General features: G+C 70.9%; 11 protein-coding genes. 7 read left to right on the top strand and 4 right to left on the bottom strand.

Features of this window, described 5'->3' with window-relative positions; genetic code table 11:
• Positions 1-79 precede the first annotated feature (79 nt).
• Positions 80-1,339, top strand: a complete 1,260-nt coding sequence (locus OG430_RS04905) for an ROK family transcriptional regulator (RefSeq protein WP_327351161.1) — start codon at positions 80-82, stop codon at positions 1,337-1,339.
• 4 nt (positions 1,340-1,343) lie between these two features.
• On the opposite strand, the gene OG430_RS04900 is transcribed toward OG430_RS04905, so the two are convergent.
• On the bottom strand, positions 1,344-2,237 hold the full coding sequence (locus OG430_RS04900) for a LysR family transcriptional regulator (RefSeq protein ID WP_327351160.1): 894 nt from the start codon (positions 2,235-2,237) through the stop codon (positions 1,344-1,346).
• An 80-nt stretch (positions 2,238-2,317) separates the two neighbouring features.
• On the opposite strand from OG430_RS04900, the gene OG430_RS04895 reads away from it, so the two are divergent.
• Both OG430_RS04895 and OG430_RS04890 read left to right on the top strand, forming a co-directional pair.
• Positions 2,318-3,271: an EamA family transporter gene (locus tag OG430_RS04895; RefSeq protein WP_327351159.1), complete on the top strand. Its 954-nt coding sequence runs from the start codon at positions 2,318-2,320 to the stop codon at positions 3,269-3,271.
• Complete coding sequence (locus OG430_RS04890; protein ID WP_327351158.1) at positions 3,268-3,903, top strand: NAD(P)-dependent oxidoreductase; 636 nt, start codon at positions 3,268-3,270, stop codon at positions 3,901-3,903. Before OG430_RS04895 ends, OG430_RS04890 begins: the two co-directional genes overlap by 4 nt.
• A gap of 75 nt (positions 3,904-3,978) precedes the next feature.
• Here OG430_RS04890 and OG430_RS04885 read toward each other — a convergent pair whose 3' ends face one another.
• A complete protein-coding gene (locus OG430_RS04885) occupies positions 3,979-4,656 on the bottom strand; it encodes a macro domain-containing protein (RefSeq protein WP_327351157.1) in 678 nt (225 codons plus the stop codon).
• Positions 4,657-4,887: 231 nt separating this feature from the next.
• On the opposite strand from OG430_RS04885, the gene OG430_RS04880 reads away from it, so the two are divergent.
• From OG430_RS04880 to OG430_RS04865, 4 genes are all read left to right on the top strand, one after another.
• On the top strand, positions 4,888-6,507 hold the full coding sequence (locus tag OG430_RS04880; protein ID WP_327351156.1) for an ADP-ribosyltransferase domain-containing protein: 1,620 nt from the start codon (positions 4,888-4,890) through the stop codon (positions 6,505-6,507).
• 107 nt (positions 6,508-6,614) lie between these two features.
• Positions 6,615-7,145: an RNA polymerase sigma factor gene (locus tag OG430_RS04875; RefSeq protein WP_327351155.1), complete on the top strand. Its 531-nt coding sequence runs from the start codon at positions 6,615-6,617 to the stop codon at positions 7,143-7,145.
• Positions 7,142-8,260 (top strand): hypothetical protein, encoded by a 1,119-nt coding sequence (locus tag OG430_RS04870; protein ID WP_327351154.1) that lies wholly within the window; start codon positions 7,142-7,144, stop codon positions 8,258-8,260. The genes OG430_RS04875 and OG430_RS04870 overlap by 4 nt, the downstream gene beginning before the upstream one ends.
• A 128-nt stretch (positions 8,261-8,388) precedes the next feature.
• Positions 8,389-10,911 carry a bifunctional serine/threonine-protein kinase/ABC transporter substrate-binding protein gene (locus OG430_RS04865; protein ID WP_327351153.1) on the top strand — a complete coding sequence of 841 codons (2,523 nt, stop codon included), beginning with the start codon at positions 8,389-8,391 and terminating at the stop codon, positions 10,909-10,911.
• 88 nt (positions 10,912-10,999) lie between these two features.
• Here the strand turns inward: OG430_RS04865 and OG430_RS04860 are convergent, their stop codons facing one another.
• Positions 11,000-11,539, bottom strand: a complete 540-nt coding sequence (locus OG430_RS04860; RefSeq protein ID WP_327351152.1) for a GNAT family N-acetyltransferase — start codon at positions 11,537-11,539, stop codon at positions 11,000-11,002.
• A gap of 164 nt (positions 11,540-11,703) precedes the next feature.
• Complete coding sequence (locus tag OG430_RS04855) at positions 11,704-13,038, bottom strand: aspartate aminotransferase family protein (RefSeq protein ID WP_327351151.1); 1,335 nt, start codon at positions 13,036-13,038, stop codon at positions 11,704-11,706.
• Positions 13,039-13,128 lie beyond the last annotated feature (90 nt).

Raw genomic sequence — 13,128 nt, 5'->3', positions numbered from 1 at the left:
TAGAATCCGAACTATTGCCAAGGCTGTCAAGACTCATGGCAGGATCCCTGGTGACAGCCCACGCAGAGCGGAGGATCCAGTGGCCGATCTTGGTTTGCTGACGCCGTCGTACGCCGCCCCCGCGGGCCCCTCGCGGCCCCGTGACCGGGGGTCCATCCGGCGCACCAACCTCGGTGTGGTGCTGCGCATCCTGCGCGACGGCGGCCCGCGCTCGCGCGCGCAGATCGCCACCGACACCGGCCTGCCCAAGCCGACCGTCACCAGCCTCGTCGCCGAACTCGTCGCCCTCGGCCTGGTCCGCGAGGGCTCCGCGCAGCGCGAGGGCGCGGTGGGCCGCCCCGGCACGCTGGTGCAGATCGACGGCCGGTCCCTCTGCGGCATCGGCTTGGAGATCAGCACGAGTTACGTCCACGTCCTCGCCCTCACCCTGAACGGGAGCAGCGCCTTCGAGCACCGGATCCCGGTCGCGGTCGCAGGCGTGGGGGCGGAAGCGGTCCTGGACCTGACCGCGCAGGAGATCCGCGCCTGCCTCGCGGCACTCGACCGCGAGGGCATCCGTCCCGTCGGCGTCACACTCGCCGTGCCCGGCGTCATCGATGTGGCCGCGGGCACGGTGGCGTACGCACCCGCCATCGGCTGGCGCGACGTCGCCGTCGTCGACGGGCTGCGCGCACGCCTGGAGCGGACGCCGCCCGCCCTGGTCGTGGAGAACGACGCGAAGCTCGCCGCACTCGCCGAATACGTCGCGGTGCAGGGCGCGGACGAGGTGCACGACATGGTGTGCATCACCGGCGAGCGCGGCATCGGCGCGGGCATCGTCACCGACGGGCGGCTGCTGCGCGGGGCCACCGGATTCGCCGGCGAGGTCGGCCACATGCCCCTGGATCCAGAGCGCCGCCCCTGCGTGTGCGGGCGGCGCGGATGCTGGGAGGTCATGGTCGGCCTGGACGCGATCCTGCGCCTTGCCGCCGATGACGACGACCAGGTCCACGACCCGACCGTCGAGCTCGAAACCCGTCTCGCGGAGCTGCGCCGTCGCGCCCAGGACGGCGACCCGCGCACCGGCGCGGCGCTGGCACAGGTGGCGGAGGACCTGGGCCTGGGCCTGGCGCTCCTCGCCGACGTGCTCAACCCCAAAGTGATGGTCCTGGGCGGGTACTTCACCCACATCGGAGACCTCATGCTGGACCGGGTCCGCGAGGTGGTGCGCGAGCGGGTGATGGCGCCGGACGCCGGCGGGTGCGAGGTGCGCCTGTCCGGGCTGGGCTTCGCCGCGGCGGCCCGCGGCGGTGCCTACCTCGCGCTGGACGCGGTCCACCAGGACCCCGGCGCGGTCTGACGCACTACGTGTCTTGCGTGGTGTCCGGTTGCGTGGTGTCCAGGATGGCGAGGAAGGCCCTGGTCGAGGGCGTGGGGTTGAACTTGCTCCAGACGACGTGCTCGACCCGGCTCGGACCGTCGGTGAGCGGTAGCGAGCGGACCTCCGGGTGGGAGCGGGCGAGGGCCGCGGGCAGGAGGGCGACGGCGAGCCCCCGGCTGACGAGCCGCAGCATCAGCTCGGTGGACATCAACTCGTAGGCGACATCACGGTCCAGCTCCGCTTCCTCGAAAGCCTGGTCACTCTGCATCCGGCCGGGGGAGCGGGCGGGAAAGTCGGCGAAAGGTGAGTCGGCGAGCTGGCGGAGGCTGACCTTCTTGCGGTCGGCGAGTTCATGCGTGGGCGGGACCACAGCCATGAGCCGTTCCCGGGCGAGCTCGCGGGCCGCGACGCCCTGCGGCTCGTTGCCGGCCGGCAGGCCGAGGAACGCCACGTCCAGATCGCCTGCGGCAACCTCCGCCGCCATGACGTCGCTGGCCCCGACGTGCAGGCTCACCCGCACCTGCGGGTGCAGCTCGCGAAACCGTTGCAGGACTTCGGTGATGTCGACCGCGGTGACGGTGGGAATGGTCCCGATCGCGAGCCGGCCCCGCACCTCGCCCACTGCCGCGGCGGCGTCGGCCACGGCCCGCTCGGCGGCCTCCAGGCACTGCCGGGCGCCGACGAGGAACGCCTCGCCGGCCGGGGTCAGCTCCACCCGCCGACTGGTCCGGGCAAACAGCTTCACCCCCAACTCCCGCTCCAGGTTGGCGATCTGGTGGCTCAGCGCCGACTGGGCGACGAAGCACTGCCCGGCGGCCCGGGTGAAGTTCCGGGTCTCCGCGACGGCGGCGACGTACCGAAGCTGTCGAAGTTCCATGTCATCCATCTCTCAGCACGATCGATCCCATGCCAACAATATGTTGGACGCATGGATGGTGGTCGACTGAGACTTTCCGCATGACCACTTCGCCGCCCCGGCAACGGGCAACACCGACCGCACGCAGCACAGTTGTACGCGGGGCGAGTGGAGCCGTCGCGCTGATCGCCGCCACGGCCCTCGCACCGGCCGCGTGGGGGACCACCTATGCGGTGACCACCGAGCTGCTGCCGCCCGACCACCCGCTGTTCGGCGCCCTGTTGCGGGCCCTGCCCGGTGGGCTTCTCCTCCTGCTGGTCACGCGCACGCTGCCGCGCGGTGACTGGTGGTGGAAGGCCCTCGTGCTCGGTGCCCTGAACATCGGCGCGCTCTACCCCCTCCTCTTCGTGGCCGCCGAGCTGCTGCCCGGCGGTGTCGCGGGCACCCTCGGCGCCGTACAGCCGCTGATCGTCGCGGGCCTCGCGGTCGCCGTACTGCGCGAACGCCCCTCGGCGTGGCGGATCGGCTGGGGGGTGGCCGGAGTCGTCGGGATCGGCCTGGTCGTCCTCGGGCCGACCGCGCGACTCGACGGGGTCGGCATCCTCGCCGGCCTCGCTGGGGCCGGCTCGATGGCCCTGGGAGTGGTCCTCACCAAGCACTGGGGCTTTCCCGCCGGGGTCGGCCCGGTGACCCTCGCAGGCTGGCAGTTGACCGCCGGCGGAGTTCTGCTGCTCCCGCTGACCCTGCTGGTCGAAGGGGCGCCGCCGCACATCGACGGGTCGGCGGTGACCGGCTACCTGTGGCTCGGCACCGTTGGCGGCTTCATCGCCCACGCCCTGTGGTTCCGCGGCATCGGACGTCTCCCGGTCACCGCGACGGCCATGCTCGTCCTGCTGTCCCCTCTCGTCGCCGCACTCATTGGCGCGCTCGTCCTCGGCGAGGCGTTCACGCTCAGCCAGTTCGCCGGATTCGGTCTCGCCCTGGCGGCGCTGGTCGCCGGGCAGCTCAACCCCGACCAGCTCGCCCGATTCCGCAAGGAAGGAAACCTCGCATGAAGATCCTCGTCATCGGAGCCACCGGAATGGTCGGCAGCCGCGTCATCGACGAGGCCGCACGCCGCGGGCACGCCGTCACCGCCGTCTCCCGGAGCCTCACTCCCCACGCCGACGCGGCAGGCGTCGAGTGGGTCGCGGCGGACGCCGGCGACCCCGACGCCCTGAAGCCACTCCTCTCCGCAGCCGACGTGGCCGTCCTGGCCGTTCGGCTCGCTCCCGGCTCCGAGCACGCGCTGGCCCCGACGACCACCAGGGTGCTGGACGCCGCGGCCACCACCGCGACGCCGCTGCTCGTCGTGGGAGGCGCCGGCCCGCTGCGCAGCCCGGACCGGCCCGACCTGCTCATCGCAGACAACCCCGAGTACGTACCCGCCGTATGGCGCGCCATCGCGGTCGCCAGCACCGACCAGCTGGAGGCGTGCCGACGGCACCCCGGCGCCGAGTGGACCTACCTCAGCCCACCGGCACTGCTCGCACCGGGCGAACGCACCGGCACTTACCGGCGCGGCGCCGACACCCTCCTGGTCGCTTCGGACGGCCGCTCCCACATCAGCGCCGAGGACCTCGCCCTGGCAGTGCTCGACGAACTCGAAACCCCTTCGGGACAACGTCACTTGACCGTCGGGTACTGAGCCCGCTCCCGCCCACCCGCCGCAAGCGAGTGGCCGCCGTCTGCGCGTGGCCGCCGGCGAGCGGCCGCCGGTGAGTCAGCGGCGGGCGGCGGAACGCCGGGGAGTCTGGATGCGCACCCGCTTGTCGGCGGGTGCGCTTTCTATGTCGTCGAGTTGGGCGACGATCGTGCTGCGCAGGTCGTCGTAGTCCTCGAAGTGGTAGTCCTGGAACAGCGTGTAGCCCGTCCACATCAGGTTGGCGCACACCCGCGCCGGCACCTGGCCGGTCTGGGCGCCCATGCCGACCAGGGCCACCGAGGTGATGCTGTCCGGCGTCTGATTGTTCTGACGGTGGACGGCTTGGAAGGCGGCGGCGCAGGCCAGGGCTACGTTCAACGTCTCGCTCACGTTCTGCGAAGACGTCTCCATCGTCGGCGTCGAGATCAGGAACTTCGGGTTGACCGCGCCGGACGGCACGCACACCGCGCTGCCCACCGGGAGCCGCCCCTCGAACCCGTCGCGTATCGCCCGCTGGACGCGCAGTTGGATGCCCGCCCCGAGGTGGCGCTTGATGACCCCGTCCACCCCGCCGTCCATCCGGCCCCGGGAGTTGGTGGGGCTGACCCAGGCATCGACCTTCTCGTCCAGGATCGAGCCCTCGCGGATCTCGATCTCGGGGGTGTCGGCGAACGCGGCCCGCCATGACTCCACCACGCCTGCGTTGACATCCGCCAGCACTACCCTGAGCGACGACTTCACGCGATCCACTGCCATGAGCAACTCCGATCGAGACTCGGTATTTCCACCGCTCACGACGCTACCGTGCCCCACTGACAACGCAGTTGCGGGCCAAGATCCGTGACGGATCGTCATGGCGGGGGACTGTCAGAGGCCGGTGTTAGCGTGCCGTCACATTCCGCGGGTCGGGCCTCGCAGGCGACCGACTGCCCGGCCGGCCCTGCCCTGCCCCGCGACCATGGACCGATCCTTTGGAGTCCCGCGCAGATGACCCATGCCGACACCCCCGCCCAGCCCGACCCGAACGACCCGCTGGCCCTTGCCGAACTGTTCAGCGGCGGCGGTGAACCGTGGCTTCCGCTGCTGAAGCCCGTCATCGAGGCCCAGCCGGACGCGGCCGCGTTCATCGGCCCGGGGCGCGGCCCGCAGGTCGTTCCCGTCCGCGAACTGACCTTCCAGGCGCTCAAGCCCCACCCGCCGCACAAGTGGAAGGTCGTCGTCTTCGGCCAGAACCCCTACCCACGGCCGGAGAGCGCCACCGGCATAGCCATGTTCGACAACACCTTCCACGACTGGAAGGACAGCCAGTTCGGCAGGGTCGTCAGCATCCGCTGCATCATCAAGGCGGCGGCCATGTGGAAGTACGGGATACCCAAGAAGACCCCGATCGCCGACATACGCGCGCTCCTGAAGAAGCAGGACACCGTCCAGCCGCCGGAATGGTTCCAGGCGATGCTCACCCAGGGCGTACTGCTGTTGAACGCGGCGCTCACCGCCGGCACCGACGAGGCGCGCGGGTCCGACCGGCACGGCGCGTTCTGGCGTCCGGTCGCCGAGCGGATCATCGAGGAAATCCTCAAGGCCAAGCAGAACGCCGAGGACGAGGAGGACCGCGGCGTCGTCTTCGCCTGGTGGGGCGCGCACGCGCGCAATCTGAAGCAGATCGTCCTGCGGCTCCAGAAGAAGTACCCCGGCGTCGAGGTCCGCCACATCGATCACCCCAACCCCGCGGCCCAGGGCGACATCTTCTGCGACGGCGACCATTTCGCGGGGGTGAACGACGCGCTCGCGTCGCTCGGCGCCGAGCAGATCGACTGGCTGCCGAGCAAGGGCTGGGACACGCTCGCGGGGGAGTCCGGCGGGGCCGGCGGAGGCACGGCGGAACGCATGGGCGCGTTCATCGCGTCCACCATGGAGCTGCACCAGCTCTACCTCGAACGCCTCGCCAGTGTGAAGGACGAGGGCCTCGTCCTCCCCGCGATCACCGGTGTGTTCGACACCCCGCTCATGGACTTCCGCGACGCCGTCACCCCGGTCGCCCGGCTGCTCTCCGGTCTCGACGGACACGTCAAGCTGTCGCACGACTTCGGCAAGCGGCGGGCGGACGAAACGGTCGGCGCACTGTCCGCGGACGCGATCGCCGCCCTCTACCTCTACACCTGTGAGTCGGCCTTCTACCGGGAGATCAACGCCGTCCTGCGCACCCCGGACCGGAGCAAGCTCGTGCCGTACCTCCCGTATCTGCGCCTGCTGTTCTCGGCGGTGTCACGGCTGCCCGCGCGTACGGAGCCGCTGTGGCGCGGAGTGTCGCTGGACCTGCGGGCCCAGTACCCCGTCGGTCGGACCGTGGCGTGGTGGGGCGTGTCCTCGTGCACGTCCGAGCTCGGCGTGGCCAAGGGGTTCCTCGGCGGCCGTGGCAAGCGGACGCTCTTCGAAGTGCGCCCCGTCCGGGCCGTGGGCATCCGCGACTTCTCCGCGTTCACCGGCGAGGAAGAGTTCATCCTCCTCCCCGGTACGCAGCTGGAGGTGACGAACGTGAAGACCGAGCGCGGCGGCCTGTGCACGGTGCAGCTGACCGAACTGGAGGAGCAGGACCTCGTGTCTTGAGCAGTGCCGGGCTGGCGTGCGTCAAGAGTTCGCACCCTCGGGTGTAATCCATGGCGCCGTCGCATGTCATACGGGGTGAGACGGCGCCGCACCTTGAAGGGCAACGCATGGACGAGCAGCAGAGGTTCGCGGAGTTGTACCGGGCATTCCACCCGCAGATCCTGCGCTACCTCCGCCGCAGGCTCCCGGCGGAGCAGATCGAGGACGTGTGCGCGGACGTCTTCGTCAAGGCCTGGCGTTCGCTGCACCAACTGCGTGCCCGGGACGAGCCCCTGCCCTGGCTGTACACCATCGCCCGGCACCAACTGGCCGATCACATCAAGGACGTCGAGCGTGCCGGGCAGGCGCAGGAGCTGCTTGCCGCGGCCTGGCGTGAGGCGATGGAGGAGTCCGCGGAGCAAGGCGCCCTCGACCGCGTACACGCCTACCGCGCGCTGGCCGATCTGCCGCCCAACGACCGCGAGGCGCTGCTGCTGACCACCTGGGACGGCCTCGCACCGACGGAAGCCGCGCGGGTGGCCGGCTGCTCGAAGGCCGCCTTCACCGTGCGGCTGCACCGTGCCCGAAGACGCCTGGCCAGGCACATCACCCTGCTCGACACCCATCCGACGCGGCCGGAAAGGACACCCACGCCATGAACATCCCTCCGGACCCCGCCGAACACCTCGACACCACCGCCGTGGGCGAGCGCGTCGCGACCCGCGTCCGCGCCCGCATCGAAGCGCTCGACGCCGACGCTCTCGATGCGGACGCCCAGGACCGCGCCGCACGCGGCGGGCATCGGCCGAGGCGCCGCGTCGTCCTCGCCCTGGCCGGGACCACCGCCGCGGCTGCCACGGCAGCGATCGTCTTCGAGACACGCCCCGGGCTGCTCCCTGAGGATGAGGACGGATACGTACACGTCGCCTCCGTGACCCCACCCGTCCTCCAGCTGAAGCCCACCGAAGAACCGGCCAAGCAGACGCTCCTCGCGCTGGCCGACAGGGTCGAGAAGCTGTCGGATCCGCCCGCCTCGGAGTGGGTGTACACCAAGAAGTGGGCCTGGTACCTCAACACGTGGGGCGACGCCCCCCTCGGTGCGGCGACCGCCGCGACCCCACGCACCATTGAAACCTGGGTCAGGACCGACGGATCGGGGCATGAGCGTTCGGAGTTCGCCGAGCCGATCTTCCCCAATCCCGACAGCGAACAGGCCGCACGCGAGGGCAAGTTGGTGGACGGCACCGGAGTCGAGGAGGACGAGTTCGGCCCGGCCGGCCACCGCAGACCCTTCCGGCTGCCGGACGAAGTCACGAAGCTGGCCACCCGCTTGCGCAGGGTGGAGCAGATCGAGGAGAACGGCCGAGCCCAGCTGCTCACCGAAGTGGGAGAACGTTCGGGCGCGCTGGGCGGGATCGGCACCTCGGAGCAACCCACCGCGAAGCAGCGCGCCGCCGTCCTGCGTCTGCTGGCCGAGGCCGACTACTACTTCGACTTCGGCACCAGCGACTACGGGCCGCTGCAGACCTACACCACCACCACATGGCAGGGGCGGCGGGCGCTCGCGGTCTCCTCGCAGCAGCAGCCGGGCCACGACCCCGAATACCCGAAGCACTATTCACGCCAGACGCTGCTGATCAGCCCGGACAGCGGCGAGATCATCGGTGACGAGGAAGCCCTCTTCGGAGACCCGCTCAAGCTCAACCTCAAGCACGTACCTGCGACGCTGAGTATCACCGAGGTCCTGGAAAGGCGTGCGGCGAAGCCGAGTTGACCGAGATCCGCAGCGCTGAGGCCGTTGCCCGGCCGTTTCCGTAACGGCCGGACAGACTCCGCTTGTTGCCCGTCCGTGGTCGTGAAATCGTGAGGCAGGCAACGGAGTTGCGGGGGCAGGGGGGCGCCATGGCGGAGCAAGCCGGTTCCAGTATTGGCCGCTATCGCTTGGCCAGGCGCCTCGGCGCGGGCGGCATGGGCAGCGTCTGGCTGGCCGACGACACGACGCTGGGCCGCCAGGTCGCCCTCAAGGCCATCGGGGCGATGCACGGTCTGAGCGAGGAGGAGCGCGGCGCCCGCATCACTCGGGCGCGGCTCGAAGCCGAGCATGCCGCGCGGCTCAGCCACCATCCGCATGTGGCGGGGGTGTTGGACATCCTCGAGCACGACGGCCTGCCGTGGATCGTGATGGAGTACGTGCCCGGGGCGACCGACCTGGGCGCCGTGGTGCAGCGTGACGGACCGCTGCCCGACGCCGAGGTCGCCCACATCGGCGCAGCGGTGCTCAGCGCGCTCTCCGCGGGCCATCAGGTCGGCATCATCCATCGGGACGTGAAGCCGGCCAACATCCTGCTGGCGCCGGACCAGACGGGGCGACCGTACGGCCGGGTCTCGCTCACGGACTACGGCATCTCGCTGCACACCGACTCCCCACGGCTCACCCAGGGCGTGATCGGCACCCCGGGCTTCCTCGCGCCCGAGCGCATCCGGGGCGCCGACCCGTCCCCGGCCTCGGACCTGTTCGCCCTCGGAGTCACGCTGTACGTCGCCTCGCAGGGCGGAGCCCCCTTCCGCAGCACCGAGGGTCCGGCCGGTTTTGTCGCGCCGCTCCTGGAGACGCCGCAGCCGCTTGACCGGGCCGGTGCGGAGCTCGCCTCGGTGATCATGGGTTTGCTGGAGAAGGACCCCGCGCTGCGGCTGACGGCCGAGCGGTGCGAGCAGGCCCTCACCGGCATAGCGGTCGGACGGCCGTCGGCCCCGGCGGCGGGCCCGGTCGAGCCGACGGTGCAGGACACGCCTGCCCCCGTCCAGGACACGTCTGCCCCCGTCCAGGACACGCCTGCTCCTGCGCGGGACACTCCAGCTCCCGTGCAGGACACGCCCACTCCTGGGCAGTCCGCGCCCGCCCCCGCGCAGCCCATTCCCGACCATGCCCAGCCGACGGCCACCACCCCGCAGCCACCCGCAACACCCCGGCCCTCGGCCCAGGTCCCCTCGACACCCCCGCCCTCCTCGACGCCCGAGCGGCCTGTCCAGCCACCGGCGACGCCCCAATTCCCTCCGGCGTTCCCACCCTCCGACCAACTCGCCACACCCCCAGCGCGCACCGGATCCCGGCCGCTCCGCCGCCCCCTCACGGTGGGCCTGGCCGCACTGGTGACCCTCGGGGTGATCGTCGCGGCAGCGGTGTTCCTGCCCCGGCTGGGCGAGAACGGCTCCAGCGGTTCGGGCGGGCAGAGCTCCGGTGGATCGGGCGGCCAGAACCCCGGGTCCGGCGGCTCCGACGGGGGCTCCGGTGGCAGCACGGCCGGGAACAAGGTCGTGACCATCGCGGTGGACGCCCCGCTCACGGGCGATCTGGCGGCCCTGGGCATCGGCATCAAGAACTCGGTGGACCTCGCCGTCCGAAAGGCGAACAGCAGCCGTCTCGTCGACGGCATCACCTTCCAGGTCAAGGCCGTCGACGACCGGGCCCAACCCGCCAACGGCCAGCAGAACGCCACGAGCCTGGTCGCCGACAAGGACGTGCTCGGCGTCGTCGGCCCGCTCAACGCCTCCATTGCCCAGTCGATGCAGGCACCGCTCGACGCGGCCCAACTGGCCCTCGTCTCCCCGGCGACCTCCAACCCGCTGCTGACGCTGGGCAACGACTGGCAGACCGGCGAGCCGAAGCGCCCCTTCGCCTCCTTCTTCCGTACCGCGCCCCTGGACCCGATGCACGGTTCGATCGCGGCGCAGTACCTCTACCGGGACAAGGACCGCAGGAAGGCCTACGTGATCGACAACACCGGCCTTTACGGCGTCGGCATCGCCGACGCCTTCAAGGAGGAGTTCACCCGACTCGGTGGCAGGATCGTCGGCGTCGATCATGTCAGCCCCGAGACAAGGGACTTCGCGGCCGTGACCGACGAGGTGGCCTCCTCCGGCGCGGACGTCGTCTACTACGGCGGCGAGTACCCCGCGGGCGGCCCGCTCTGCGCGCAGCTGAAGGACGCCGCGGCCGACACCCTGTTCGCCGGCGGCGACGGCCTCTACGCCACCGAATTCGTCAAAGCCGCCCAGCAGGGCGGTCAGGGCGCCTACGTCACCTCCGTGCTCGAAGCGGCGAACCTGCCGTCCGGCAAGGACTTCGTGAAGAGGTACAAGGCAGCCGACTACCAGGATGAGTACGGCAGTTACGGCGCCTACGCCTACGACGCGGCCTGGGCCCTCATCCAGGCGATCAAGGCAACCGTGGACGCCAACGACGGCAAGCTGCCGACGGACGCTCGCCCCAAGGTCGTCGCGGCCCTGCAGCGCGTCTCCTTCGACGGGGTGACGGGCCCGGTCGCCTTCGACAGGTTCGGCGACACGACCAGCAAACGGCTCGGCGTGTACACGGTCGAGAACGGCAGGTGGAAACTCGCCAAGCCCGTCTCGTACGAGAACTGACCCTTCCCCGGGGGCAGCCGCGACCGGGACCGGCAGCCGCGACCGGGACCGGCAGCGGCGACGCGCGCCGCTGCCGATCCCCGAAGAACTATCGCCGGGACGGATCCGGCCCCGTGGCGCGGAACCGGGCCGTGGTCGCGTCCTCGCTCCAGCGCCGCAGTCCGGCCCTCTCCAGCACCCGCACCGAGGCCGGGTTCGACAGCTCGACATCGGCGTACACCGTGTGCACGTCGGGCAAGCTCAGCGCGAGCTCGACCAGCGCCCTGGTGGCTTCGGAGGCATAGCCGCGACCGCGCCGTGACGCCACGATGCCGTACCCGATTTCCAGGGCGCCCTCGCGCGGCGGCCACAACAGGCTGATCGAGCCGACCACCGAGCCGCCCTCCCGCTCGACGATCAGACGGTGGCCGTACGCGGCTGTCGCATCGGACTGCTCCGAGATGAAGCCCGCGATCACGCGGTCGCCCTCGGCGGGGAAGTCCCCTGCCCAGCACGCGAGGTGGTCGTCACCGAGGACCGCGCGGATCTCGTCGGCGGACCACGGCCGCAGCACAAGGCGCTCCGTGGTCAGATCCGTACCGGTCAGAGAGGAAGGAGAAGAGGGCGGGGTGGAAGAGAAAGAAGACACGCGACACTCCAGGTCGATGTGGACGACCGGGTCGCTCACCTACCAGGCGCGACCCGGACAAGGGCATGCTGATGAAGCGTCTGGCGGGCCATATTCATCAACCTCCCTCGTCGCTGGAGCAGCCGCGTCGGTCACGCGTCCGGTGATCGTATCAACGGATCCGGTCACCGCCCGGCGCAGGCGTCGCCGATCGCCTCGTCCAGGATCGTCAGGCCGAGCGAGAGCTCGTCCTCGGTGGAGGTCAGCGGTGGTGCGATGCGGAAGACCCCGCCCATGCCCGGGAGTTGGACGATGTTCATGTGCAGGCCGAGAGCGAGGCAGCGCCGGGTGACCCGGGCGCCCAGCTCGTCCGAGCTCTGCGACGGCGCCCAGCGATCGGCGACGAGTTCGAGCCCGGCAAGGAGGCCCCGGCCGCGGATGTCCCCGACGACCGCGTGGCGCCCGGCGATGTCGGTCAGGCCCTGACGGAGGAACTCGCCCAGCGACCGGGCGCGTTCGTCGAGCTTGTCGTCGATCAGGACGTCGAGGACGGTGTTGCCGACCGCGGCCACCAGCGGGTCGGCGACGTGTGTGGTGAAGAAGAGGAAGCCGCGGTCGTACGCCTCCTGCTCGATCTCGGCGCTGGTGAGCACGGCGGCCAGGGGGAGTCCCGCACCGAGGGTCTTGGAGAGGGTGAGGATGTCGGGGACGATGCCGTCGCGCTCGAAGGCGTACCAGGTTCCGGTGCGACAGAGGCCGGTCTGCGCCTCGTCGAGGATCAACAGCATGCCCCGCTCCCGGCACTTGGCGTGCAGGGCGGCGAAGTATCCGGGCGGCGGCTCGATGACTCCGCCGGAGCTGAGGATCGGTTCGACGAGGCACGCGGCGAGGCTGCCGGTCGACTGGGCGTCGATCAGGTCGAAGGCGAAGTCCAGCTGGCGCCGCCAGTCCAGGGAGCCGTCGGCCGTGGTGAAGTCGGGCCGGTACGCGTTCGGCACGGGAATGGCGAAGTTGCCGGGCGCGGCAGGGCCGTAGCCCTTGCGGCCCGCGCTGTACGTGGCGGACGCCGCGGCCTGCGTCATGCCGTGCCAGGACCGCGCGAACGAGACGATCTCGTGCTTGCCGGTGACGAGCTTGGCCATCCGGATCGCGGCCTCGTTCGACTCCGCGCCCGTCGTCAGGAGCAGCGCCTTGTCGAGCGGCGCGGGAAGGGTCTCGGCTAGGCGCCGGGCGAGGTCGACCACCGGGCGGCTGAGCATGCCGCTGTAGAGGTGGTCGAGGGTGGCGACCTGCCGCTGGACCGTCGCGACGATCTGCGGGTGCGAGTGGCCGAGGATCGCGCTCATCTGGCCGGAGGTGAAGTCGAGGATCTTCCGGCCGTCCGCGGTGTACACGAAGCTCCCGGCGGCGCGGTCGATGATCTCGCGGGTGAACTCGCCGCCGTAGCGCACGAGATGCCGCTCGGCGTCGGCCCAGAAGCTGTTGGCGGTCGGCAGGGAGGAGGAAGTCGAAGCAGCCATGGCTTCGACGGTAGGTCGCGCCCGAGTGACACGTCCATCTCACAATTCCGGGTTTCCTGTTCGGCAGATCCGCACAACAATGACGGCGTG

This window comes from Streptomyces sp. NBC_01304 (genome assembly GCF_035975855.1).
GTDB lineage: Bacteria > Actinomycetota > Actinomycetes > Streptomycetales > Streptomycetaceae > Streptomyces.
The sequence above is the reverse complement of the archived record's forward strand: the minus strand, read 5'-3'. Positions and strand labels throughout refer to the sequence as shown.

Bases quoted from the DNA above. Each gene is read 5' to 3' on its own strand.
- OG430_RS04865 (WP_327351153.1), top strand. From the start codon at position 8,389: ATGGCGGAGCAAGCCGGTTCCAGTATTGGCCGCTATCGCTTGGCCAGG.
- OG430_RS04875 (WP_327351155.1), top strand. From the start codon at position 6,615: ATGGACGAGCAGCAGAGGTTCGCGGAGTTGTACCGGGCATTCCACCCG.
- OG430_RS04880 (WP_327351156.1), top strand. From the start codon at position 4,888: ATGACCCATGCCGACACCCCCGCCCAGCCCGACCCGAACGACCCGCTG.
- OG430_RS04890 (WP_327351158.1), top strand. From the start codon at position 3,268: ATGAAGATCCTCGTCATCGGAGCCACCGGAATGGTCGGCAGCCGCGTC.
- OG430_RS04855 (WP_327351151.1), bottom strand. From the start codon at position 13,038: ATGGCTGCTTCGACTTCCTCCTCCCTGCCGACCGCCAACAGCTTCTGG.
- OG430_RS04885 (WP_327351157.1), bottom strand. From the start codon at position 4,656: ATGGCAGTGGATCGCGTGAAGTCGTCGCTCAGGGTAGTGCTGGCGGAT.
- OG430_RS04870 (WP_327351154.1), top strand. From the start codon at position 7,142: ATGAACATCCCTCCGGACCCCGCCGAACACCTCGACACCACCGCCGTG.
- OG430_RS04895 (WP_327351159.1), top strand. From the start codon at position 2,318: ATGACCACTTCGCCGCCCCGGCAACGGGCAACACCGACCGCACGCAGC.
- OG430_RS04900 (WP_327351160.1), bottom strand. From the start codon at position 2,237: ATGGAACTTCGACAGCTTCGGTACGTCGCCGCCGTCGCGGAGACCCGG.